Source organism: Streptomyces sp. NPDC030021 (assembly GCF_055574035.1).
The window spans coordinates 678,385-701,804 of record NZ_JBVIAH010000001.1; the positions used below are offsets into that span (position 1 = coordinate 678,385).

At 72.1% G+C, this 23,420-nt stretch carries 20 protein-coding genes and 1 pseudogene; 11 read left to right on the forward strand and 10 right to left on the reverse strand.

All coding sequences use genetic code 11. The annotated features are described in order from the left end of the window. Window positions 1-89 precede the first annotated feature (89 nt). From pucD to ACZ4YL_RS02875, 3 genes are read right to left on the reverse strand one after another with little or no spacing between them, the layout of a single operon-like run. Window positions 90-2,492 carry a xanthine dehydrogenase subunit D gene (gene pucD / locus ACZ4YL_RS02865; protein WP_327738140.1) on the reverse strand — a complete coding sequence of 801 codons (2,403 nt, stop codon included), beginning with the start codon at window positions 2,490-2,492 and terminating at the stop codon, window positions 90-92. Between the two features lie 2 nt (window positions 2,493-2,494). After that, on the reverse strand, window positions 2,495-3,100 hold the full coding sequence (locus tag ACZ4YL_RS02870) for a (2Fe-2S)-binding protein (RefSeq protein WP_468113428.1): 606 nt from the start codon (window positions 3,098-3,100) through the stop codon (window positions 2,495-2,497). 2 nt (window positions 3,101-3,102) lie between these two features. Continuing rightward, a complete protein-coding gene (locus tag ACZ4YL_RS02875; protein ID WP_030715117.1) occupies window positions 3,103-3,999 on the reverse strand; it encodes an FAD binding domain-containing protein in 897 nt (298 codons plus the stop codon). Between the two features lie 253 nt (window positions 4,000-4,252). Here ACZ4YL_RS02875 and ACZ4YL_RS02880 point away from each other — a divergent pair, with 253 nt between their 5' ends. Continuing rightward, window positions 4,253-5,932, forward strand: coding sequence for a PucR family transcriptional regulator (locus ACZ4YL_RS02880; protein ID WP_351154389.1), 1,680 nt, complete (start codon window positions 4,253-4,255; stop codon window positions 5,930-5,932). 180 nt (window positions 5,933-6,112) lie between these two features. Then, on the forward strand, window positions 6,113-6,889 hold the full coding sequence (locus tag ACZ4YL_RS02885) for a hypothetical protein (protein WP_373038747.1): 777 nt from the start codon (window positions 6,113-6,115) through the stop codon (window positions 6,887-6,889). A 104-nt stretch (window positions 6,890-6,993) separates the two neighbouring features. Here ACZ4YL_RS02885 and ACZ4YL_RS02890 read toward each other — a convergent pair whose 3' ends face one another. Then, on the reverse strand, window positions 6,994-7,659 hold the full coding sequence (locus ACZ4YL_RS02890; RefSeq protein WP_468113429.1) for a GntR family transcriptional regulator: 666 nt from the start codon (window positions 7,657-7,659) through the stop codon (window positions 6,994-6,996). Window positions 7,660-7,802: 143 nt separating this feature from the next. Between ACZ4YL_RS02890 and ACZ4YL_RS02895 the strand changes: the two genes are divergently transcribed. Both ACZ4YL_RS02895 and ACZ4YL_RS02900 read left to right on the forward strand, forming a co-directional pair. After that, complete coding sequence (locus ACZ4YL_RS02895; protein WP_468113430.1) at window positions 7,803-8,663, forward strand: (2Fe-2S)-binding protein; 861 nt, start codon at window positions 7,803-7,805, stop codon at window positions 8,661-8,663. A 200-nt stretch (window positions 8,664-8,863) separates the two neighbouring features. Continuing rightward, window positions 8,864-9,922, forward strand: coding sequence for a DUF2637 domain-containing protein (locus tag ACZ4YL_RS02900; RefSeq protein ID WP_468113431.1), 1,059 nt, complete (start codon window positions 8,864-8,866; stop codon window positions 9,920-9,922). Window positions 9,923-9,963: 41 nt separating this feature from the next. Here ACZ4YL_RS02900 and ACZ4YL_RS02905 read toward each other — a convergent pair whose 3' ends face one another. Both ACZ4YL_RS02905 and ACZ4YL_RS02910 read right to left on the reverse strand, forming a co-directional pair. Beyond that, window positions 9,964-10,482 (reverse strand): ATP-binding protein, encoded by a 519-nt coding sequence (locus ACZ4YL_RS02905; RefSeq protein ID WP_468113432.1) that lies wholly within the window; start codon window positions 10,480-10,482, stop codon window positions 9,964-9,966. Window positions 10,483-10,563: 81 nt separating this feature from the next. Continuing rightward, window positions 10,564-11,169: pseudogene (locus ACZ4YL_RS02910) on the reverse strand (thiamine pyrophosphate-dependent enzyme); the annotation flags it as partial. Between the two features lie 100 nt (window positions 11,170-11,269). Between ACZ4YL_RS02910 and ACZ4YL_RS02915 the strand changes: the two are divergent. Further along, a complete protein-coding gene (locus ACZ4YL_RS02915; protein WP_468113433.1) occupies window positions 11,270-11,707 on the forward strand; it encodes a glutaredoxin domain-containing protein in 438 nt (145 codons plus the stop codon). A gap of 21 nt (window positions 11,708-11,728) precedes the next feature. Here ACZ4YL_RS02915 and ACZ4YL_RS02920 read toward each other — a convergent pair whose 3' ends face one another. Together ACZ4YL_RS02920 and ACZ4YL_RS02925 are read right to left on the reverse strand one after the other, a co-directional pair. Further along, a complete protein-coding gene (locus ACZ4YL_RS02920) occupies window positions 11,729-13,084 on the reverse strand; it encodes a protein phosphatase 2C domain-containing protein (RefSeq protein WP_468113434.1) in 1,356 nt (451 codons plus the stop codon). A gap of 102 nt (window positions 13,085-13,186) precedes the next feature. Then, complete coding sequence (locus tag ACZ4YL_RS02925; RefSeq protein WP_468113435.1) at window positions 13,187-16,966, reverse strand: S8 family peptidase; 3,780 nt, start codon at window positions 16,964-16,966, stop codon at window positions 13,187-13,189. Between the two features lie 197 nt (window positions 16,967-17,163). Here ACZ4YL_RS02925 and ACZ4YL_RS02930 point away from each other — a divergent pair, with 197 nt between their 5' ends. The 3 genes from ACZ4YL_RS02930 to ACZ4YL_RS02940 all read left to right on the forward strand — a co-directional run bounded on the left by ACZ4YL_RS02930 (window position 17,164) and on the right by ACZ4YL_RS02940 (window position 19,253). Further along, window positions 17,164-18,141 carry a helix-turn-helix domain-containing protein gene (locus ACZ4YL_RS02930; protein WP_468113436.1) on the forward strand — a complete coding sequence of 326 codons (978 nt, stop codon included), beginning with the start codon at window positions 17,164-17,166 and terminating at the stop codon, window positions 18,139-18,141. A 24-nt stretch (window positions 18,142-18,165) separates the two neighbouring features. Continuing rightward, window positions 18,166-18,648: a DUF456 domain-containing protein gene (locus tag ACZ4YL_RS02935; protein ID WP_468113437.1), complete on the forward strand. Its 483-nt coding sequence runs from the start codon at window positions 18,166-18,168 to the stop codon at window positions 18,646-18,648. An 86-nt stretch (window positions 18,649-18,734) separates the two neighbouring features. Next, window positions 18,735-19,253 (forward strand): AraC family ligand binding domain-containing protein, encoded by a 519-nt coding sequence (locus ACZ4YL_RS02940; protein WP_468113438.1) that lies wholly within the window; start codon window positions 18,735-18,737, stop codon window positions 19,251-19,253. A 5-nt stretch (window positions 19,254-19,258) separates the two neighbouring features. Here the strand turns inward: ACZ4YL_RS02940 and ACZ4YL_RS02945 are convergent, their stop codons facing one another. Next, entirely contained in the window at window positions 19,259-19,456 is a 198-nt protein-coding gene (locus ACZ4YL_RS02945) for a hypothetical protein (RefSeq protein WP_468113439.1), read from the reverse strand. A 178-nt stretch (window positions 19,457-19,634) separates the two neighbouring features. Between ACZ4YL_RS02945 and ACZ4YL_RS02950 the strand changes: the two genes are divergently transcribed. The 3 genes from ACZ4YL_RS02950 (at window position 19,635) to ACZ4YL_RS02960 (ending at window position 22,110) form a co-directional block, all read left to right on the forward strand. Then, window positions 19,635-21,092 carry a hypothetical protein gene (locus ACZ4YL_RS02950; RefSeq protein WP_468113440.1) on the forward strand — a complete coding sequence of 486 codons (1,458 nt, stop codon included), beginning with the start codon at window positions 19,635-19,637 and terminating at the stop codon, window positions 21,090-21,092. A gap of 48 nt (window positions 21,093-21,140) precedes the next feature. Then, on the forward strand, window positions 21,141-21,512 hold the full coding sequence (locus ACZ4YL_RS02955; RefSeq protein ID WP_466834418.1) for a PPOX class F420-dependent oxidoreductase: 372 nt from the start codon (window positions 21,141-21,143) through the stop codon (window positions 21,510-21,512). 244 nt (window positions 21,513-21,756) lie between these two features. Further along, window positions 21,757-22,110, forward strand: coding sequence for a hypothetical protein (locus ACZ4YL_RS02960; protein ID WP_468113441.1), 354 nt, complete (start codon window positions 21,757-21,759; stop codon window positions 22,108-22,110). A 58-nt stretch (window positions 22,111-22,168) separates the two neighbouring features. Here ACZ4YL_RS02960 and rsgA read toward each other — a convergent pair whose 3' ends face one another. Then, on the reverse strand, window positions 22,169-23,284 hold the full coding sequence (rsgA, locus tag ACZ4YL_RS02965; protein WP_468113442.1) for a ribosome small subunit-dependent GTPase A: 1,116 nt from the start codon (window positions 23,282-23,284) through the stop codon (window positions 22,169-22,171). Window positions 23,285-23,420: the final 136 nt, after the last annotated feature.

The following is a 23,420-nucleotide window of genomic DNA, read 5'->3' on the forward strand; positions in this document are numbered from 1 at the left end:
TTTCTCCCCCCCTTCCCTCCCCCCCCCCCCCCCGCACCCATCGCTTCCTCCCTCCCCCCCCCCCCCCCCCCCCCCCCCACAACGCCGTCCTAGAGGGTCCCGGTAAGGGCTTCCGGACGGATCGGCGTCTTGTTGATCTCAAGACCCGTCGCCTGCCGGATCGCCGCGATGACGGCCGGGGTGGACGAGAGGGTCGGGGCCTCGCCCATACCGCGCAGGCCGTAGGGGGCCTTCGGGTCGGCGAGCTCCAGGACGTCGACCGGGATGGTCGGGGTGTCGAGGATGGTCGGGATCAGGTAGTCCGTGAAGGAGGGGTTGCGCACCTTCGCGGTCTTCGGGTCCACGATGATCTCTTCCATGATCGCGACGCCGAGGCCCTGGGTGGTACCACCCTGGATCTGGCCGACCACGGAAAGCATGTTGAGCGCCTTGCCGACGTCCTGTGCGGTCGCCAGCTCGACGACCTTGACGAGGCCGAGCTCGGTGTCCACCTCGACGACCGCGCGGTGCGCGGCGAAGGTGTACTGGACGTGGCCGTTGCCCTGGCCGGTGACCAGGTCGAAGGGCTCGGTCGGCGCGTGACGGAACTCGAGCTCAAGGTCGATGGCCTCGTCCTCAAGGATGTCGGCGATGTCCGCGAGGACCTCGCCGCCGTCGGTGACGACCTTGCCGCCTTCGAGGAGCAGCTCGGCCGTGGCCCACGCCGGGTGGTACGAGCCGTTCTTGCGGCGGCCGATCTCCAGGAGGGCCTCGCGGACCGCCTCGCAGGTGTTCTTCACGGCGCCACCGGTCATGTACGTCTGCCGGGAGGCGGACGTGGAACCGGCGGAGCCGACCTGCGTGTCGGCCGGGTGGATGGTCACCTGCGTGACACCCAGCTCGGTACGGGCGATCTGCGTGTGGACGGTGATACCGCCCTGGCCGACCTCCGCCATGGCCGTGTGGACCATCGCGACGGGCTCGCCGTTGATGACCTCCAGGCGCACGCGGGCGGTGGAGTAGTCGTCGAAGCCCTCGGAGAAGCCGACGTTCTTGATGCCGACCGCGTAGCCGACGCCGCGGACGACGCCCTCGCCGTGGGTGGTGTTCGACAGACCACCGGGCAGCGCGCGGACGTCCGCGCTCTCGCCTGCGCTCTCCCACTGGCGCTCCGGCGGCAGCGGGCGGGCCTTGACCCGGCGCAGCAGTTCGGCGACCGGCGCCGGGGCGTCCACGACCTGGCCGGTGGGCATGATCGTGCCCTGCTCCATGGCGTTCAGCTGGCGGAACTCGACCGGGTCCATGCCCAGCTTCGCCGCGAGCTTGTCCATCTGGGCCTCGTAGGCGAAGCAGGCCTGGACGGCGCCGAAGCCGCGCATCGCGCCACAGGGCGGGTTGTTCGTGTAGAGCGCGATCGCCTCGATGTCCACGTCCTCCAGGACGTAGGGACCCACCGAGAGGGAGGAGGCGTTGCCCACGACCGCCGGGGAGGCGGACGCGTACGCGCCGCCGTCCAGGACGATCTTGCACTTCATGTGCGTGAGCTTGCCGTCCTTGGTGGCGCCGTGCTCGTAGTAGAGCTTCGCCGGGTGGCGGTGCACGTGGCCGAAGAAGGACTCGAACCGGTTGTAGACGATCTTGACCGGCTTGTTCGTGGCCAGGGCCAGGAGGCAGGCGTGGATCTGCATCGAGATGTCCTCGCGGCCACCGAAGGCTCCGCCGACGCCCGAGAGCGTCATACGGACCTTCTCCGGCGGGAGGCCCAGGACCGGGGCGATCTGCTGGAGGTCCGAGTGCAGCCACTGGGTGGCGACGTAGAGCTCGACGCCGCCGTCCTCGGACGGCACGGCCAGGCCGGACTCCGGGCCGAGGAAGGCCTGGTCCTGCATGCCGAAGGTGTACTCGCCCTCGACGATGACGTCGGCGCGCTTGCGGGCCTCCTCCACGTTGCCGCGGATGATCGGCTGGCGGTGCACGATGTTCGGGTGCGGGACGTGACCGATGTGGTGGTCGTCGCGGCCCTCGTGGATCAGCGGCGCGTCGGGGGCGAGGGCGGAGGCCTCGTCCGTGACGAGCGGCAGCTCGCGGTAGTCGATCTTGATCTTGGCGGCCGCGCGGCGGGCGGTCTCCGGGTGGTCGGCGGCCACGAGGGCGACCGGCTCACCGTGGTGACGTACCCGGCCGTTGGCGAGCACCGGGGTGTCCTGGATCTCCAGGCCGTAGTTCTTCATCTCGGCCGGCAGGTCGTCGTACGTCAGCACCGAGTACACGCCGGGCATGGCGAGCGCCTCGGAGATGTCGATGGAGACGATCTCGGCGTGGGCGACGGTGCTGCGCAGCGTCTGGCCCCAGAGCATGTCCTCGTGCCACATGTCCGAGGAGTACGCGAACTCGCCGGTGACCTTGAGGGTGCCGTCCGGGCGAAGAATCGATTCGCCGATGCCGCCCTTGTTGTGCTTCTGGGTGACGTTCGTCGGCGTACCGGCGGGCACGGTGCGGGTGTTCTGCGCCATGGTCAGACCGCCTCTCCCTGACGGGCGGCCGCGAGGCGGACCGCGTCGAGGATCTTCTCGTAACCCGTGCAGCGGCAGAGGTTGCCGGACAGGGCCTCACGGATGTCCTGGTCGGACGGGGAGGAGTTCTCCTCCAGGAGCGCGTCCGCCTGGATCAGCAGACCCGGGGTGCAGAAACCGCACTGGACGGCGCCGGCGTCGATGAACGCCTGCTGGATGTTGGAGAGCTCCACGCCCTCGCCGGTCTGCGAGTCGGCGGGCCTGGCCTGCCACTGCTTGGCCGCATCCAGGGACACGCCCTTGCCGCCGCAGCCGCCGCCGGTGCCGCAGGCACCGCCGTGGCCGTGCTCGTCGCGCTGCTTGGAGAACTCCGCCAGACCCTCGACGGTCACGACGTCGCGACCCTCGACCTGACCGGCCGCGACCAGACACGAACAGACCGGTACGCCGTCGAGACGGACGGTGCAGGAACCGCACTCGCCCTGCTCACAGGCGTTCTTGGAACCCGGCAGGCCCAGGCGCTCACGCAGGACGTAGAGAAGGGACTCGCCCTCCCACACATCGTCGGCTTCCTGCTGACGGCCGTTGACCGTGAAATTGACGCGCATGATTACGCAGCCCCTTCAAGCGAGCGGCCGTTGCCGGTACCGCGGTACTGCTCCCAGGTCCAGACGAGCTGGCGGCGAGCCATGATGCCGACCGCGTGACGGCGGTACTTCGCCGTGCCGCGGACGTCGTCGATCGGGTTGGCCGCGCCGGAGGCGAGGTCACCGAACTGCTTGGCGATCGACGGGGTGATGACCTTGCCGGACTCCCAGAAGCCGCCCTCTTCGAGCGCGGCGTTCAGGAACTCCTCGGCGGCCTTCGCCCGGATCGGGGTCGGCGCGGCCGAACCGATGCCGGTGCGGACCGTGCGGGTCTCCGGGTGCAGCGCCAGACCGAACGCGCAGACCGCGATGACCATCGCGTTGCGGGAGCCGACCTTGGAGTACTGCTGGGGGCCGTCCGCCTTCTTGACGTGCACGGTCTTGATGAGCTCGTCGGCGGCGAGCGCGTTGCGCTTCACACCGGTGTAGAACTCGTCGATCGGGATGAGGCGGGAGCCGCGTACGGACTCCACCTCGACCTCGGCGCCCGCCGCGAGCAGCGCGGGGTGGGAGTCGCCGGCCGGCGAGGCGCAACCGAGGTTGCCGCCGACACCGCCGCGGTTACGGATCTGCGGGGACGCGACCGTGTGCGAGGCGAGCGCGAGTCCCGGGAGCTCCGTACGGAGGTTCTCCATGATCTGCGTGTACGGGACGGAGGCGCCCAGGCGAACCACATCCTCGCCGACCTCCCATTCCCGCAGCAGACCGATGCGGTTCAGGTCCAGGAGGTACTCCGGCCGGCGGTGGTCGAAGTTGATCTCGACCATCACGTCGGTGCCACCCGCAATCGGCACAGCTGAGGGGAACTCGGCCTTAGCGGCGAGCGCCTCCTCCCAGCTGGCGGGGCGAAGGAAGTCCATGAGCGGCTCTCTTCTTCTTCATCGTGTCGTTTACTTCAAGCCAGGAGGCCCGAGAGTCCTCGACTGGTCGTTCACGTGCTGTTAACGCGGTGTGGACCCAGTACACAAGCCACTCGCCGCCCGGTGCAGTCACTGAAACCATGAAGGAGTTGGCTGACGGCCTCCCTCGTCTTGTAGATTCGTATGAAAGGCAGGATGCGACGACCTGCCCGATTTCCAACGGCAACATTCGAGACAGATCGGCGGCGACATCATGCGGCTGCGCGCACTGCTGGAAACCGAGGCGCTGGGGCTGCGGCTGCTCGGCGGCGAGGGTGAACTCGACCGGACGGTCCGCGGGGTCATGACGACCGACCTACGTGATCCCAGCCGGTACCTGTCGGGGGGCGAACTCGTCCTGACCGGCCTGGCCTGGAGACGAAATTCAGCCGACTCCGAGCCATTCGTACGAATCCTGGCGAGCGCGGGCGTCGCCGGGCTCGCCGCGGGCGAGGCGGAGCTGCAGGCCATTCCCGATGATCTCGTTTCGGCCTGTGTCCGCAACCGGCTGCCGCTGTTCGCCGTGAACGAGGACGTTGCATTCGCCACGATCACCGAGTACGTCGTCCGGCAGGTCTCGGGCGAGCGCGCCGGGGACCTCGCGGCCGTCGTGGACCGACACCGCCGGCTGATGACCTCGGGTCCGGCCGGCGGCGGCCCCGACGTGGTGCTCGATCTGCTCACCACCGACCTCGATCTCCGGGCCTGGGTGTTGTCCCCCACCGGCCGGCAGATCGCCGGGGCGGGCGAGCCGCTGGCGCCGGGCGTGTGCGCAGCACTGGCGAGCGAGCACCTTGCGGCGGTCCGGACGGGCCGCAGGGGGCCGCATCGGATCTCCATCCAGGGTATTACCTACTCGCTCTTCCCGATCAGGGGACACGGGCGCGGGGCCGCCGGTCCGGGGGCCCGGGACGTGCGCGAGACCGTGCTCTCGGACTGGCTGCTGGCCGTCGAGGCGGACGCGGGCGACTGGCCCGCCGAGCGCCTCGACCTGCTGCAGGGCGTCACCCAGCTGATCGCCGTGGAGCGGGACCGGCGCGACGCGGCCCGCACCGTGCGCCGCCGCCTCGCACAAGAGGTCCTCGAACTGGTCCAGACGGGTGCCCCGCCCGCCGAGATCGCCGCCCGTCTGCGGGTCGCGGCCCCGGTGCTGCTGCCCGGGCTGGGCGCCGCCCCGCACTGGCAGGTCGTCGTGGCCCGGGTGGACTGGGAGGGCGGGGACATCCCCGGCGGCCCGGTGGCCCAGTCGCTGCTGGAGGAGATCCTCGTCGACCCGTCCGTCTCGGGACCCGAGCCCTCGGACCGGATCGCCGTGGCCCATGCGGGTGACGAGGCCATCGCCCTGGTACCGCTGCCCTCGCTCTCCGGGGACGCCGGGGAGGACAAGGGCCCGGACTCCGCCCTGCACGCCGACGAGCTGCTCGCGGCCGTACGGGACCCCCTGGCGGCCGGTCTGGCCGACGACGGCCGGCTCACGCTGGGCGTCAGCGCGGCCGTGCACTCCGCCGAGGGGCTGCGCGGGGCGCTGGAGGAGGCCCGGCACGCCCGCCGGGTGGCCGCGGCACGCCCGGGCCGGGTCTGCGCGGCGGGCCACCACGAGCTGGCCTCGCACGTACTGCTGCTGCCGTTCGTCCCGGACGACGTCCGCCGCGCGTTCACGGCCCGGCTGCTGGACCCGCTGCGGGACTACGACCGGCGCCACCGCGCGGAGCTCATCCCGACGCTGGAGGCGTTCCTGGACTGCGACGGTTCCTGGACCCGCTGCGCGACGCGGTTGCACCTGCACGTCAACACGCTGCGCTACCGCGTCGGGCGAATCGAGCAGTTGACGGCGCGGGACCTGTCCCGGCTGGAGGACAAGCTCGACTTCTTCCTGGCACTGCGGATGAGCTGAGAAGATCCGCCCCGCGGCCGCGGGGTTCGGCCACGGGGCGGCTGATGATCCGTCCGGACTTTGTGAAAAAGTTCACCCAACCCCTTGGCCGATGCCGTGGATCCGTGCTCTCATTTCGCCCCAGGGCTCAACGATGTGCTGCTTGCTTGCTTTGGGGAGGGCAATGTGGCGGACACCGCCATGTCGGGTGCCGGAACAACCGGAGGAGACGACCCCCTCCAGCGGGCGATATGGCGGCTGCGCTCGCGCGGCTGTTGGACCGATGCGGCGGCGCTGCTGACGCCGCACATCGGCAAGGCCGGCAGTGCCGGGGCGGCCGTGCAGCGGACCGCGCTGCTGGTGGAGCGGTGCCTGTTCACCGGGCAGGGCTGGGCCGAGGCCGAGGACGCGCTGCGGATCGCCGAGGCGGTGTCCCAGGACGACGACGACCGGGGTGCGGCCGCGTGCGAACGGGGCCAGCTGGCGTACGCCGCCACCGTGCTCGGCGTACGCGACCGGGCCGACGAGGCCCGCTCCGCTCTGGGCCGGGCCGCGGCCCTGCTGTCCCCGGAGTCCCGGACCCGCCCGCTGCTGGACTTCCGGCGGGGGCTCGTCGCCGAGCACCTGGCGGACGCCCCGCAGTCGGCCCGGCCGGCCTATCACCGGGCCCACGCGGGGGCGGAGGCACACGGGGACACCCTGCTGCTGTCCTTCACCTGGCGGCACCTGGCCGCGCTGGCCCTGCGGGACGGGGAGGTGGCCGAGGCCCGCAAGGGCTTCGCGGAGTCCCTGCGCATCCGGGAGGACCTGGGCTTCCTGATCGGCACGGCCCCGGCGCTGGCGGCGCTGGCCGAGGCCGAACCGGAACCGGAGGCCACCCGGCTCCGCGCGGAGGCCCGCCGCCTGTTCCACCTGCTGGGCGGCATCCCCACGTGGCTGGCGGACCAACTCCACCCGACCCCGTCGCCTGCGGCGTAGCGCGTCTTGAGCCCCGCCGGCGTTTGAGGCGCGGGGTCCGGGGCGGAGCCCCGGTCTTGAGCCCCGCCGGCGATTGAGGCGCGGGGGCCGGGGTGGGGCCCCGGTCAGGCGGGGGAGCCTGCGAAGTGTTCGCGGACCAGGGACTCCACCACCGGGAGGTCCCGCGCGATCAGCGCCTCCAGCAGCGCCGAGTGCTCCGCCGCATCGGCGACGAGATCGGCCCGCCGAACCCGCGGAGCGCCCGGCAGGGGCCACTGGGCCCGGCGGTGGAGCTCCTCCGCCACCTGCACCAGCTGGTCGTTGCCGGCCAGCCGCAGCACCGCCCGGTGGAAGTCCCGGTCCGCCTCCGCGTACCCCGGCAGGTCACCGGCGGCCGCCGCCTCGGCCGTGGCGGCCGCGGCCGGACGCAGGGCCTCCCAGGTGGCCGCCGCAACCGTCCGGGCCAGCCGGATCATCACGGGGACTTCGAGCAGCGCCCGTACCTCGGCCAGCTCGGCGAGCTCCCCCGGCGTGCGGGAGAGCACGCGGAAGCCCCGGTTGGGGAGGCATTCCACCGCCCCCTCCACGGCCAGCTGCTGCATCGCCTCGCGCACGGGGGTCGCGGAGACCCCGAAGCGCTCCCCCAGGGCCGGTCCCGAGTAGATCTCCCCCGGCACCAGCTCTCCGTCGATCAGGGCCGCGCGCAGCGCGTCGAGCACCTGACCGCGCACCGAATGGCGCAACACCTTCTGCCTTTGTGCCGGTACCCGGGCGTGGGCCGTTTCGTGCACTCGGTCCTCCTCCTCCTCCGGGTCTCGACCTGTCCTGAGAATAGGTGACGGCGCGCGCGGGGAGGGGTGCGGATCGATCCGAATCAGGTAAGGTAAGGCTAACCTGTTAACGATCGTGTGATTCTGTGATTCGGTGGCCCGTCATGACCGTCACGACCTTCCCGGCTGTCACATCCGCCCCGCCCGGCTCTGCGGTGACGGATGCGTTCGCCAGGCTGGCCGAGGCGTACGGCGGACTGCGGGTGATCGAGCGAACCGCTGACGAACCCCTCCCTCGCGGTGCGGGATGGGTCGGCGCGGACGAGCTCGCGGCCGGCGGGCCGGCCCTGGACGCCTACCTCGCCTGGGACAACGCCCAGGTCCTGAGGGACTACGGGACCCAGGCCCGCCCCGACGTGATCGCGGGCTTCGGGCTGCACCGCTACGCGTGGCCGGCCTGCCTGCTGATCACCCTGCCGTGGTTCCTGCACCGGCGGGTCCCCCGCCTCCCGGTCACCGAGGTGGCCTTCCACCGGACCCTCGGCCGCCTCAGCGTGCGCATCGGCGAGTTCGCCTGCCTGCCGGACGATCCGGCGGCCGCACTCCCGGGCGCCCGCGTCGTGCCCGACGAGGAGGCGCTGCGCGACGAGGTACGGGCCGCGGTGGCCCAGCACCTCGGACCGCTCCTGGAAGGCTTCGGCCCGCGCATGCGGCGCGGCCGCCGCGCCCTGTGGGGCATGGTGACCGACGAGGTCGTCGAGAGCCTCTGGTACATCGGCAACCTGCTCGGCGAGGAGCAGCGGGCCATGGCCGAGCTGGAGGCGCTCCTGCCGGGGTCCACCGCCCCGTACACCGGGAGCGCGGGGTTCCGTACGCTCACCGGACCCGCCGGAGAGGAGCTGCCCACCCGGGACCGGGCCGGCTGCTGCTTCTTCTACACCATCCGCCCCGAGGACACCTGTGTCACCTGTCCCCGGACCTGTGACGCCGACCGCATCGCCCGCATCGCGGCGACCGCCGCCTGAACCCACCCCGTACGACTGACTGTAATCGAACGCAACTCAGCTCGTACGGCCGCCAGTTCGAGTTACAACACCCTATCCGGCGGGCCCCGCCCCCCGATGGCGTCCACTTGCCCCGAAACCCGCGTGCACGGCTCTCCGGCTACGCCACTATGGCGCCCGGAAAGCCGTACAGCCGCATACGCGAGGCGAGGGACATCCGCATGAGACTGACCGACATATCGCTGGACTGGCTGCTGCCCGGCAGCCTGCTGATCCTGGGCGTACTTGCGGCAGTTGCGGTACTGGCCCGTGGCAAGCGCGAGAGCGAGAAGGCCGCGGCCGACGACAGCTGGGAGCGCAGCGAGGAACGGCGGCGGCGCAAGGAAGCCGTCTACGGGACCGCTTCGTACGTTCTGCTCTTCTGCTGTGCGGCGGTCGCCGCCGCGCTCTCCTTCCACGGGCTGGTCGGCTTCGGCCGGCAGAACCTCAACCTGTCCGGAGGCTGGGAGTACCTGGTCCCCTTCGGCCTCGACGGCGCCGCGATGTTCTGCTCGGTGCTCGCCGTGCGCGAGGCCAGCCACGGCGACGCGGCCCTCGGCTCGCGCATGCTCGTCTGGCTGTTCGCCGGAGCGGCCGCGTGGTTCAACTGGGTGCACGCTCCGCGGGGCCTGGGCCACGACGGGGCCCCGCAGTTCTTCGCGGGGATGTCGCTCTCGGCGGCTGTGCTCTTCGACCGCGCCCTCAAGCAGACCCGCCGGGCGGCGCTGCGCGAACAGGGCCTGATCCCTCGGCCGTTGCCCCAGATCCGGATGGTCCGCTGGCTGCGGGCCCCCCGGGAGACCTTCGGCGCCTGGTCGCTCATGCTGCTGGAGGGGGTGCGCACCCTCGACGAGGCCGTGGACGAGGTGCGCGAGGACAAGAAGGAGCGGGAGCAGGACCGGCACCGCAGGCGCGATCAGAACCGGCTGGACCGGGCGCGCATCAAGGCGCTGGGCCGGCAGAACCGGGCGTTCGGGCGTTCGCGCGGCCGCCAGGTCGAGCTCCCGGAACTGACGCAGGGAGCGGGCTCCGCGCCGGTCGGCGCGGAGCCGGCCATACCGGAATCAGGACAGCTGCCCCTGCGACGCCGGCCCTCCCTGCAGGCCGTCAACCGAACCGAATCCATTGACGTGACCGGCACCCGGACGGTGGACCTCACCGCCGAGGACGACACCCAGACCATTCCCCGGCTGGACTCGCTGGAGCGCAAACTGAAGGACCTGGAGCAGCAGTTCGGCTGACCCGGTCCGCCCGTACGGGGAGCCCCGCGGGGCCCGCCTGCTCAGGCGGACCCTCCGCCGTACGGCCCGTCGTACGACGCGTCGTGCCGTCCGTCGAGCTCGAACCACACCACCTTGCCGCTGCCCAGGGCCAGCGCGTCCACGCCCCAGTCGTCGGCGAGCGCCTGCACCAGCACGAGTCCCCGGCCGTGCGTACCGTCGTCGGCGGTCGGTACGTACGGCCGGGGACGGCGTGCGGCGTAGTCCCGGACCTCCACCCGTAAGCGGGTGGCGGCGAGACTCGCGTGCACCTCCGCGCCCCGGTCGGTGTGGACGAGCGCGTTGGTGACGAGCTCGGTGATCAGCAGCTCGGCCACCTCGGCGGCATCGATCCTGCACCGGTGTCGCATCAACTCCCGCAGAGCCCGGCGGACTTCGCCGACCGCCTTCAGGTCGGCCCGGCGTACGCTCCGGGTGATCCGCAGCGTGTCCACCGCTTCCCCGTCCTCGTCGGCGGACGGCTCGCGCGGAACCGGCCTCCCTCTCCCCCACAGCTTCCCGTTCTTCGCCCCCACCCGCACGGCGATGTCCCTCCCGTGTCCTTGCTCTCGAACAGGTCTACGGGATGCATGCCCCCCGGGCGGTTCCGCACTCCTGCGGCCTTACGGGCGGGGCACGTTGCGGAGGCCGGATCGAGCCATCCGGATCATGCGGCCCGCCTCTCCTCCCCACGCGATCTTGCTGTCGGACCGTGCGAATCCGGTCACCGTTCCGGCACCGGTCTTCGGAGGAACCGACAGGGCGGCCGGGTCCGTCACCATGTCCACCGGAACGGGTCCCCACTGCCGAAAAACGTCCTTCAAAGCCCCTGTGAGCTGCTGGGGCTTCTCCACACGGCCCCCCTGCGCGCCCACCGCGCGGGCGAGGGCGGCAAAGCCGGGGTTCATGTCCGTCGCCCCGCAGGAGGGCAGGCCGGAAACCGGCATCTCCCACGCGGCCTCTCCGAGGGATGAGCTGGTGAAGAGGACCACTTTGACGGGCAGGCCGTACTGCACCAGGGTGAGGAAATCTCCCCTCGGCATCGAGAAACCGCCGTCGCCCGGCCTCGACACCACTTGACGGTTCCGGTCGGTGAACTGTGCCCCGATCACCTGCGGAAGGGTGCCCGCCGTGGAGCCGTGGCCGAAGGAGCCGATGATGCGCCGTTCACCGTTCGGGGAAAGATAGCGCGCCGCCCACCTGTTGCACATGCCGGTGCCGACGGTGAACTCGGGTCAGGCGGTGTGCCGCGTACGGTGGGATCAAGCACGGGGGCTGCCCCACCCCTGGTCCGAGGAGCCTGACGGCTCGTCGGTAGCCTGCGTTCTCATGACGCGTGCTTGGATGGTTCCGATGCTGTTCGGGTGCTGCGGATCGGTCGTCGCGGCCGGCCTGCTCGTGAGCGGGAGCCCGGGCACGGCCGCGGCAGTGCTGCTGCTGTTCGTGCTGCTGGCAGGCCTGAACTCACCTCTGGTGTTCCCGCGGTCGATCGGTGCGCAGGAGGCACAGCGCCGCAGCGCGGCCGACGGCCGACCGGTCGTCTTCTGGCGGCCGGGCTGCAAGTACTGCATACGACTGCGCATCCGGCTGGGCCGCAGCGCGCGCCAGGCGTACTGGGTCGACATCTGGCGTGACCCGGCAGGAGCCGCCGTGGTGAAGGCGGTCAACGACGGGAACGAGACCGTGCCGACCGTCCTCGTGGCGGGCCGGCCACACACCGCCCCCGATCCCGCATGGGTGCGCGAACAGCTCCCGCCTTCCGGGTGATCGGAAGCCGTGCCGCGCCGGTCAGGCCTCCCAGACCGCGGCGGCCGTGCGGTCGTCGGCGTATCCCTTGAGGCGGAGCTGGGTGTCCGCGAGGAAGGCCGCGAGGCCCGGCGGCTCCTGACCGGCCCAGCGGGCGGCGAGCTCCGCCGGGAGGGCGGCCTCCTCCCGCATCGGTTCCGCCAGGCCCCCGGAGCACAGGAGCAGGGTGTCGCCGGGCCGGGCCACGGCCGCACGGAAGCGGAAACCGCCCTCTGTGTCCTCGGCCTGCCCGTCGGGTTCCAGGTCCTGCCACTGCCCCGAGCGGAGCCGGAACAGGCCGCCCGCGCCCGCGCCGAAGCACACCCGGGTGCGGCACGCCGGGTCCACCGGCAACAGCAGCCCGCGCAGTCCGGCGGTGTACGCCGGTTCCGCGAGCCCCAGCTCGGCGGCGCGGGCCCGCAGTCGCCCGTAGCCCCGGTCGGTGAGCCGTTGCAGGCCCGAGCGCAGGGCGTCGCGGCGCCCGGCGCGGATGTCGTCGGCCAGCCGTTCCTGGCTGCGCCCGACGGCGGCCGCGACGGTGCGGCACAGTTCGGCGGCGGCCTCGGCGGCTCCGGGGGCGGCCCGGTCCCCTCCCGCGAGGGCGACCAGGACCAGCGCGTCGTCGCCGCTGCCGAAGCGGGCGGTGAGCAGGAAGTCGCGGCGGGCCTCGCCCCGGTAGCGGGCGGAGTCCCCGCGCAGGGAGGCGGCGCGCAGCGTGTAGGTGCCGTAGCGGGCCCCCTCCAGGACGGTGTCCGGGGTCAGCCCCTCGATGGCGGCCGGGTCGGCGGGCGGGAGGGCGCCGGGTTCGGGGGCGTAGGTGGGGGCGCGGTCGCCCAGGTGCGAGACCTGGGGCCGGGCGGCCTCCGGTCCGGCCGCCACCGGCTCGGGCCCGGGCTCGGGTTCGGGCCCTGGTTCGGACTCGGTCACGGACGCCGGCTGCTGCTGCGGCTGCGGGGCCGGGTCGAACCAGGCCTCCGGGCTCGGCGCCTCCCGGTGCCGCACCGGCAGCTCGGGCCCGCGCAGCGGTGGTACGGCCACGCCTCCGAGCGCGTACCCCGTGGCGTCGCCCGCCCGGGGATCCCGCGGCGGCGGGAGGGTGGGCAGGGTCGGGGTCGGAGTCGGCGCCGGCTCGCCCTGCCTGGGGCCGGGGAGCAGCGGCTCCGGGGCGCGCGGAGGTTCCGGCGGGCCCGGGTCCGGCACGAGGCCCGGTGCCGGGCCCGTGGCCGGTGCCGGATCCGTCGTCACGCCCGCCGCCGAGCGGAACCGGTTGTCCAGGGTGTCCCCCGGGTCGGGTTCCGCTCCCGCGTCCGGGCCCTCGTAGAGCTTCTGCCACCAGTCGTCCGCGCCCTGCTGACTCATGGCTTCATTGTCGGCCTCCCAGGGGGGCGGAAAACGCCGAATGCACGAAAAGGGTCCACCGGACCGCCGTCCGGTGGACCCCTCGTGTTGCACCCGTACGGGTCAGCGCACGTCGTACGCCCGTACGGTCGTCTGGGTGACCGTGGCGCCCTTCGCGTCGGTCAGTTCGGCCTTCAGCGACACGGGCTTGCCGGAGGCTCCGGCGTGGTCGACGACCGCGCTCCACCGGCCGCCCCGCTCGCTCACCTTCGCCTGCGTCCAGTGCTCACCGTCGTAGGAGTACGACAGCTTCGCCGACTTCAGCGCACCCGGGGTGTAGCCCGCATGTCCGGTGACGGCCAGCCCGATGCTCTGGCCGTTCGCCGCCGCGACCGTCTTCATGCCGTCGAGCGGGGCCGTGTACCGCGGGAAGAGAATCGCCAGCCCCTGCGAGTACGCCGACGCGTCGAGCTTCGAGGAGAAGCCCCAGGTGGTCTGCACGGCGGTGGAGCGCTGCCAGACCCGGGCGGGCGGGCCGATCTTCTCGATGGACTGGGTGAGTTCGTAGCGGCCGTCCTCGGCGGGCACCTCGAAGACCCCGAACGGGTACCAGCTCTCCCCGACGACCTCGCCGCCCCGCTTGAGTACGAGTGAGCCGATGTCACCGAAGGAGCCCGGCTGCGCGGCGTGGCCGCTGTCGCCCCACATGGCGGGGGCGAAGCCGATCAGGTTGCCCTGCCGCTCGGCGGCGAGGGTCTCCCTGCCCGCGAGGTCGCGCGGCGCGACCGGGCCGGTGATGCCGTCGTACCAAGTGGCGCTGCTCTTCTGCCCCTTGGTGTAGGTGCGCTGCTCGCCGACCATGAACTCGCCCCAGGGGAAGCTGCTGGAGAGCAGCTGGTCCCAGGCGGTGTCCCCGGCGGAGTGGTACTCGGTGCGCGTGCCCGGAGCCGCGACGGTCTCGATCCCGCCGAAGTAGACGGCGGTGCCGATCGGCCGGTAGGCCCCGGCCATGTCGATGAAGTCGGCCGCGACACCCATGGAGTTGTACGTGGACGCGGTCTGTCCGAGGTCGCGGTCGCGCACCCGGTAGGTGTGGCCACCGCTCCTGACCTCGCCGGTCTCGGGGAGGGCGAGGGAGTAGACGTACGGGCTCTGCGACTCGGCCTTCCAGGACAGGGTGACCTTGCCGGTCGCGAGCCTGGCCAGCAGCGCCTTCGCCTCGGCGGTCTCGATGGTCAGCGCGGGCAGGGCGCCGCCGGCGTAGCCGGTGAAGCCGGTCCAGCGGCCGGGAGCCTCGCGGTGGGCGAGGACCGCCTTGGCGCCGGCGGCCTGAGCGTTCTGCGCGACCTCGTGCAGTGCGCCGTCGACCGCCTTCACGAGGACGACCGCGCCCTCGGCACCCGCCGCGGCGAGTTCCCCGGGGGTGCCGGAGCCGGCGTCGACGAGCGGCGCGCTGCCGGTTCCGTCGAGGTTGTCGCTGCCGGTGGACGCGGTGATCGGGTGCAGGACCGGGCCGCCGACGGCCTTGAGCTCGGAGACGAGGGGCGCGGCCGCCCGCCAGTAGGACGCGAACTCGAAGTCGCCGTCCTCGGCGCGTCCTTCGACGGAGGCGTAGAAGCCGCGGATGGTGCGGCCGCCCATGGCCGTGCCCGCGTGCAGCCATACGTCGTCCCAGCTGCGGGCGAATCCGAGGGTGGTGTTGCGGGCCTCGACCGGCTTGTCGGCGGCGATGTCCAGGCGTCCGGCCTTACGGGCGTCCAGGACGACGGTGGTGTCCTTCTTCAGTTCGACCTGCGGGCGGCCGAGGTAGGTGAGGGAGTCGAGCAGCCTGTCGCCCTCTCCCTCGCCCCCGTCGGGGGTGGCGACGAAGGCGGAGAGGAAGTACGCGCCCGGGCGCACCCGGTAGACCTGGTCCGCGGAGCCCTCGTTGAAGCGGCGCTCGCCGGTGGCGTCGTCGGTGCCGATCACGTCCAGCGAGGAGGGCCCGGCGGCGGGCCGGCCAGCGCGGTCGACGAGCTTGACGCGCAGGGTCACCGTCTCGGGCTCGACGTAGAGGGAGAAGGGGGTGGAGACGCGGACGCCGTTCGCGGTGGCGACGACGCGGCCGGTGACGTCCCCGTACTGGGAGCGCTCCAGCTTCGCCGCCGGGTCGAGGGTGAGCGGCACCCTGGTGGTGGCACCGGCCGGGACGGTCACCGTACGCCGCTCCAGGCGGGCCACCTGGGCGCGGACGGGCGAGCCGTCGTTGCCGGTGACCTTCTCGACGGCCAGGTTCAGGGTGACGGGGCTCTTGCCGAGGTTGGTGTACGGGACCTCGACGGTGGTGCGGTCGCTGCGGTCCTGAGGCCAGTTGTACGTGCCGCCCTGGACGGCGGGCGCACCGGTCACGGTGGTGTCGAGGGCGGCCTTCACGTCGAGGCGGCCGCCACCGGTCTCCCGTACGTCGCCGGGGACGGCGGTGGCGGCCGAGCCGACGAGGGCGGCCTTGATCTGCTGCGCGGTCCAGTCGGGGTGGCGCTGCTTGACGATGGCGGCGGCGCCCGCGACGTGTGGGGTGGCCATCGAGGTGCCGGACATGGACTGGTAGGCGTACACCCCGCGGCCGCCCGCGGCGGCGGCGGAGATGCCGACGCCGGGGGCGGCGATCTCGGGCTTGAGGGTGTGCTGGAGTCCGGCCGGGCCGCGGCTGGAGAAGACGGCCGTGCGGTCGTCCCGGTCGACGGCGCCCACGGTCAGGACGGATGCGGCGCAACCGGGCGAGGAGACCGTGTTGTTGCCGGGGCCGGAGTTGCCGGCGGCGATGACGAACAGCGGGCCCTGCTGGGAGAGCCGTTCGGCGGCGGCGGCGAGCGGGTCGTCGCAGGCGGTCTGCGAGGGGTCGCCCAGGCTCATGGAGACCACGTCGGCCTTGGCCAGGGTGGCCCACTCCATGCCCGCGATGATCCACGAATCGAGGCCGTAGCCCCCGTCGTTCAGGACCTTTCCGCTGAGCAGTTCGGCGCCGGGGGCCACGCCCTTCTTGGCGCCGCCGCTCTCGGCGCCGGAGCCGCCGACGGTGGAGATGGTGTGGGTGCCGTGGCCCTGCCGGTCCGCGTCGGTGTCGGAGTCGGTGAAGTTCTCCGACGCGGTGACGCGGCCCCGGAGGTCGGGGTGGTCCAGGTCCGTTCCGGTGTCGAGGACGGCGACCTTGGTGCCCTTGCCGTCGTACCCGGCGGCCCAGGCGGCGGTGGCGGCCACCTGCTGCGTGGAACGCTCCAGGTTCGCCCGGACCTTGCCGTCCAGCCACAGCTTCTTCAGCCCGCCCGCCACGGAGCGCGCGCGGGGGTCCGTACCGGTGACGTCCGACCAGAAGGCGGCGGCCTGCTCCTTGTCGGCGGCGAGGGCGACGGCGCCGATGGAGCCGAGGACGAGGGAGCGGTCGGCGCCGCGGGGCGTGGGCGGGACGCTGCGCGCCACGTTCACGGATCCGTCGTAGACCGCGATGAGCGGCAGCTTCCTGGTGTGCGCGTCGTCGTAGCCCTGCCGGACGAGGCCGGTGACGTTGAAGAGCTCGTGGTCGACCGTGCCGGCGGCGAGGGCCTTGACCGCGCCCTCGGGGTAGACGTACAGGTCCCTGCCCGACTGGCGGGTCTGCACGAGCGGTTGCGAGCCGTCCGTGCGCGGCATCGCGGTGGCGGCGGTGCGGCCGGCCGCGTCGGTGGACACCAGGATGCGGTCGCCGGTGACCAGGGTCACCGTGACGGGGGCCGTGGGCTGCTTTCCGGCCGCCTCGCCGCCGACGAGTGGTCTCTTCCCCGCTCCGGGCGTTCCGTCGGCCGGCTGTGCCGCCGTCGGGCCGATGGCGGTGACAGCCAGGACGGCCGCGGTGGCCGCCCCGAGTGCCGTACGCGATATCGGACGCATCGCTCTCCCCAGGTGAATTCCGGCCAACTACTGCATTGCACGGCGAAGCGCCGCGTAAATGGCCTCTGGCCGGCGGATGTTGGTGCTGCGGTGGCGTCACCTTGGCAGAGTGGCATCGGGGGCGGCGATGATGTCCGCGGCGGGTTTGCGCCGTGGCCGCTTCCCGCCAGGCGCGTGTCGAAAGGTGGGTGGACGGGTTGCTGGGTGCCATAGGCCTGGACGAGGGCCAGGAGTCGGCGTACCGCGCGCTGGTCGCGCTGGGGGCCGCGGAGGTACCCGACCTCGCGCACCGGCTGACCCTGCCGGTGCCGCACACCGAACGGGCCCTGCGCCACCTGGAGCGGCACGGGCTGGCGGCGCAGTCCTCGGCCCGGCCCGGGCGCTGGGTGGCGGCCCCGCCGGGGGTGGCGCTCGGGGCGCTGCTGACCCAGCAGCGGCACGAGCTGGAGCAGGCGGAGCTGGCGGCGGCGCTGCTGGCCGAGGAGTACCGGGCGGAGGCGGCCGAACCGGCGGTGCACGACCTCGTGGAGGTGGTGCAGGGGGCGAGCGCGGTGGCGCACCGCTTCCACCAGATCCAGCTGGGTGCGGAGAAGGAGGTCTGCGCGCTGGTCACCGGCCGGCCGCAGGTGGTGACGGGGACCGACAACGAGGCGGAGGACCGGGCCTCCGTACGCGGGGTCGACTACCGGGTGGTCATCGAGCGGGAGGTACTGACCCTGCCGAGCGGGATCCGGGAGGCGTCGACGGCGCTGGCGCGCGGCGAGCAGATCCGGGTGACGGCGGAGGTCCCGACCAAGCTGGTGATCGCGGACCGGACGCTGGCCATGGTCCCGCTGACGGCCCGCGGGGCGGAGCCGGCGGCGCTGGTGGTGCACGCGTCGGGGCTGCTGGAGTCCCTGACCGGCCTGTTCGAGGCGGTGTGGCGGGAGTCGCTGCCGCTGCGGCTGGGGGCGGCCGGTTCGGCGGAGGAGGCCGGGGGCAGCCCCGACGCCACGGACCTGGAGATCCTCTCGCTGCTCCTGGCGGGCATGACGGACGCGAGCGTGGCGAAGCACCTGGAGCTGGGGCTGCGGACGGTGCAGCGGAGGGTCAAGGGCCTGATGGAGCTGTCCGGGGTGACGACACGGCTGCAGCTGGGCTGGCACGCGTACGAGCGGGGCTGGGTGGCCCGATAGCCCCTGGTCGGTCAGGCTGAGCGCATGGATCTGCCTCAGCTGCTGCTGGTGGGGCTGGTGCTGCTGCTCGGGGTGGTCGGTGTGCTGATCCCGGGTGTGCCGGGCACCTGGCTGGTGTGGGCGGGGCTGCTGTGGTGGGCGCTGCACGTGCGCTCGGCGACGGCGTGGTCCCTGCTGGTCGCGGCGACGGCCCTGCTGCTGGTGGTCCAGGTGGTGAAGTGGCTGCTGCCGCCCCGGCATGTGCGGGGGCTGGGCATCACGACACGGATGGTGGTGTTCGCGGGAGCCGGGGCGGTCCTGGGCTTCGTCCTGCTGCCGGTGGTGGGGGCGGTACCGGGCTTCATCGGCGGCGTCTACCTGTGCGAGCGGCTCCGCCTGGGGACGCACGGCGAGGCCTGGGCGTCGGTGCGGGCGGTGATGCGGGCGGTGGGGACGAGCGTGCTGGTGGAGCTGTTCGCGTGCCTGATGGTGGTGGGGGCGTGGGTGGGGGCGGCGGTGGCGCAGTAGGTGCCCGCCGGGCGCCGTCCCGGCTGCGGCCCTCGCGATCGGTGGCTATGCTCTCGGCCCCTGACTCGATCGGTCGTGGAGCCGCCATGAACAGGTCCGTCCCGGGCAAACCTGCCTTCCTCGCCCCGCCACCCGCCGACTCGGTCGACGACGGACGGTTCCGCGTCGTGCGGACGCTGCGGGACCCCGGCCGTGACCTGGACGCGAACGTGGTCCGGATGGGCGCGGGGGCCGTCCTCGACGAGCTCACCGCGGCGGTGCTCACCGAGGCGGTCCTGGGCGTGCTGCTCGTGGTGGTATCGGGCTCGGGCGAGGTCCGCACCCCCGACCGTACGGTGACGCTCGCCCCCGGTTCCGTAGCCTGGCTGCCGACCGGCACCACGTACCGCGTCCGGGCGGGTGACGACGGCCTGACGTACACGACGGCCCACCGTCGCTCCCCGCCCCTGAAGACGGCCCCGCAGCTCGTGTCGGACGCCGGCGAGCCGGCCTGCCTTCTGCACCTCGTCTGCGAGGCGTGCGGACGTCTGGCCGCCGAGCGCGACGCCCGGTACTGCACCCGGTGCGGCGCCCTGCTCGCCGGCGGGAACCCGGTGGCCGGGTAGCCCGTTCAGTTGATCGGCTGGCCGCCGTGGCTACCGCCGACGCAGACCCACGAGCCTTGGGCGGATTCGTACTCCACCGCTCCGCCTCCGTCGATGCACGTCTGCCCGTCGACGCCGTGCACGGCGGCTTGCGCGGCAGGGGCCATGGCACCGAGAGCGGTCAGTATCACGGCGGTGATGAACCCGAGAAGTCGCGTACGCATCAGGACCTCCAACAAGGGCGAGCGGCTCGGTCGTCACCAGCCTCACCCCGCACCGCGTCGAGGCGCGCACCCTGTTACTCCATTCGAGTGACGCCCACACCCCCGTCATTGCACGGGAGACGCTCCTGGGAAAAGCACTCCAGGGGCGTTCGCCCCGCTGCGAGAGCAGGCTGATGCCATGGAGATCAAGCCCCCTGTGGCCGTGGAGCCACCGGATGACAACGGCTTGCGGAAGATCGTGATCAACGGCAAGCCCGCAGGCAAGGTGTGGAGCCACCACGAACTGCAGAAAGTACTGCATCGCGCGGGCGTGGCACCCGAGGCCGACATCGAATGGCACGGCGGGAACACCACGGTGTGGCCGGCTCACAGTTGGGAACGGCGCATCACCGGCACAGTCATGGCGGTCGGCTTCCTGGCGACCGCAGCCATGTGCACCTGGATCGGCATGAAGGACTCTGTTGACGCCCTCACCTTCGCCGGCCGGGTCACCGGATTCCTCTTCCTGTTCATGGCCGCAGTGGAACTGATCGCCTTCGCGGCCGGTTTCGACTATTGGCGGAACCGGAGAAGAACGTACTCGGGCCCGGCCCTTCTCTTCGGAGCGATGGTCGAACTCTTCGTCGGTTCGGTGCTTCTTCTGATGTACTTCGCCAACAGGGACAGGCCGTCGTACGCGCTGTGCCTGCTGTTCTGGGCAGGCATCGCGGTCTGCGCTTCATGGTCGCTGTGGGTACTCTGCCGCCACCGGGTGTGGAAGGTGCTCCGTTATCCGGGGCGCATCGCGGTAGGGGCGATCGTCTCCACCCTCCTCGTCATCACCAACTTGGCATACACACAGATCTACCTTCCGTCCATGTCACGTCCGGTGGTACAGGGTACGGCCGAGATCGGAAAGCCGAGCCTGAACAAGGACGGGACGAAGATGTACCTGCAGGTCCGGCTGCGCCTCAAGAACTCCGGCGAGGTTCCGGTCCACATCCTCGGCAGCATCTACTGGATCCAGCTCAAGCCTCCGAGCAGCCCGGACACCACGTGCAAGCCCCCGTGTGTCCTGAAAAAGACGTGCAAGCTCCCGAGCGACCGGAAAAACACGTACATGCTGCTGAAACCTGGTGAGCTGGTCAAGCCGCCAGGGCGGGAGCTGAGCCCGAACGAGGAAATCTCGGAGGATATGGTCGTCGAAATCAAAGACCCCGGGGAGTTTGACTGCGAGGCAGTCACCGCCCAGGTCGAGGCTTACGCATTCAGGCAGGACCGGATGACGATAGACGCCTCCTTCGAGAAGTCCGGGGAGTGGCGCGGAAAACTCAAGAAGGAAGGAAAGGACCAAGACCCTCCCGGGCCGACCAACGTGGATTACGTCAGGTATCAGGCCAAAATCTCCCAGAGCAGTGAGCTCCTGAATCTGACTCGGGGCCGGGAGCGCGTGACGGTCTGGTGGGTGTACCGTCCCCAACCGTACGTCTATGTCGGTGTGGCAAGTCCGGATGAAAAGAAGGCCTTCGACCGCGACAGCCCCAGCGAGCGGAGGCAGGCCGCCGACCGATACGGTATGGCATTCGTGCGTGGCTCAATGGCGCAGATGCCGTACACGGAACTCCTGAAGGAGGCCCAGGCCCACCGCCCGGCCTAGGTCCGTAGCCCGATGCGGGGAGCGGCAGTGGCTGCGAGGGTGGACGGCATGACGGACTTCAAGGGTTTCAGCGAGGCTGAACTGGCGTATCTGCGTTCCCAGCACCTGGGCCGGCTGGCCACGGTGGACGCGGCCGGGCAGCCGCAGGCGAACCCCGTGGGTTTCTTTCCGCAGGAGGACGGGACGATCCTGGTGGGCGGAATGGCGATGGGCACGACGAAGAAGTGGCGCAACCTGCACGGGAACCCCCGGCTGTCCCTGGTCGTGGACGACCTGGTGAGCATCCGGCCGTGGCGGGTGCGCGGCATCGAGATCCGGGGCCGCGCCACGCTGGAGACGGGCCCGCACGAGCTGGGCCCCCATTTCAGCCCGGAGGTGATCCGGATCCACCCGGAACGCGTCCACGCGTGGGGGCTCTGACCGCCCCGGGGGGGCGCTCCGCCGGTCGCCGGTGTGCGGGTGGCCGCGCATCCCGCATCCCCCTACGGCGCCCTGTGCTGACGCTCTGCTTAGGGGCGGAAGGGCGAGAGTGAGGGGTCGGGGCTTGTGACGCCTTGAGGGGGGAGTACCGGTGCCGATCCGGATCAGGGGCCGCGTCGTCGTCGACGCCGTGAGGAGTGCCGTTTCCGCGGCCTCACACGGCATGGCGCCGCAGCGGCCGTCCGTGACCCGCTTACGTCTCACCTGCCTCTACGGCGGGGTGTTCATGCTGGCCGGGACGGCGCTGCTGGCCGTGGTCCACCTGCTTGCGGTGCAGGCCGTGAGCAGGGGCAACGATCCCGTCCTCGAACTGCGTTCGGAGTCCGCGATCGTACTGGCGCCCGCCGGCTGTCCGGAGTCGCCGGACAGCGAGCCGGCCCCCTGTCCGGCCCCCGTGCGGCAGCAGCCCCAGGACTCGCTGGTGGCGTCCACCGCGCTGGTCCTGGCCGCTCTCGTCCCTCTGTCGGCCGCCGTGGGATACGTGACGGCCGGGTACGCCCTGTCGCCGCTCCGGCGGATCACCCACAGCACCCGGTGAGGGTGGTCCCGGGCGGGGTCGGGGTCCCGGCCGACGGCACCCCGCCCCCGGCTGCGCCTCAGACCCGGCCGCCCCTCTTCGCGGCGTGGTTGGCCCGGCCCTCCGCCGACTTCAGGCGCCAGTCGCGGCGGATCTCCGACCGCAGCCGGGCATCCGTCTTGGCGACGATCCGCTGGTTCTCCCGCAGGAGCTTGCGGTAGCTCTCCAGGCGGCGGTCCGCGAGCTCGCCGGAGTCCAGCGCGGCCAGCACCGCGCAGCCCGGCTCCGCCTCGTGCGCGCAGTCGTGGAAGCGGCAGCGCTCCGCGTACTCCTCGATCTCCGAGAAGACCTGGCCGACCCCGGTCTCGGCGTCCCACAGCCCGACGCCGCGCAGTCCGGGCGTGTCGATCAGGACGCCGCCGCCCGGCAGGGCGAGCAGGTTGCGCGTGGTGGTGGTGTGCCGGCCCTTGCCGTCGACCTCGCGGGCCGCCTGCACCTCCATGACCTCGGCGCCGAGCAGCGCGTTGGCCAGGGTGGACTTGCCTGCGCCCGAGACGCCGAGCAGCACGCTGGTGCCGTCGCCGACGATCGCGGCCAGCACGTCCGTACCCTCCCCCGTGAGGGAGGAGACGGTCAGCACCTGGACGCCCGGCGCGGTGGCTTCCACGTCCTGGACCAGGTGCCCGAGCGTCGCCGCGTCCGGGACCAGGTCCGCCTTGGTGAGGACGACCAGGGGCTGCGCCCCCGATTCCCAGGCCAGGGCCAGGAAGCGCTCGATGCGCCCGAGGTCCAGCTCGACGGCGAGGGAGACCGCGATGATGGCGTGGTCGACGTTGGCGGCGAGGATCTGCCCCTCGGACCGCTGCGAGGAGGTGGACCGCACGAAGGCGGTCCGGCGCGGCAGGTACGCCTTCACGTAGCGGGGGTTGCCGGCCGCCTCGACGGCGGCCCAGTCCCCGGTGCAGATGACCCGGAGCGGGTCGTGCGGGGTGACGAAGGCGGTGTCGGCGCGGACGATGCCGTCCGCGGTCATGACGTCGCACTGGCCGCGGTCGACGCGTACGACGCGGCCGGGCAGGAGGCCCTGCTCGGCGTACGGGGCGAACTCGGCCTCCCACGCGTCGTCCCAGCCGAAGGGGGCGAGGGCGTGCGGGAGCGAGGTCTGCGGGAAGGACGGGAAAGCGGAGAAAGACAAGGGAAACCCTTCACAGGGTGGCCCCGGCCGCGGGCGCTCGCTCGGTGGCGGCGCGCGAAGAGGTGTGAGGTCAGCCGGAGACCACGGAAGTGACATTGATGGTCTTCTGAGTGCGGGCAGCGCCCTGCGCGATGAC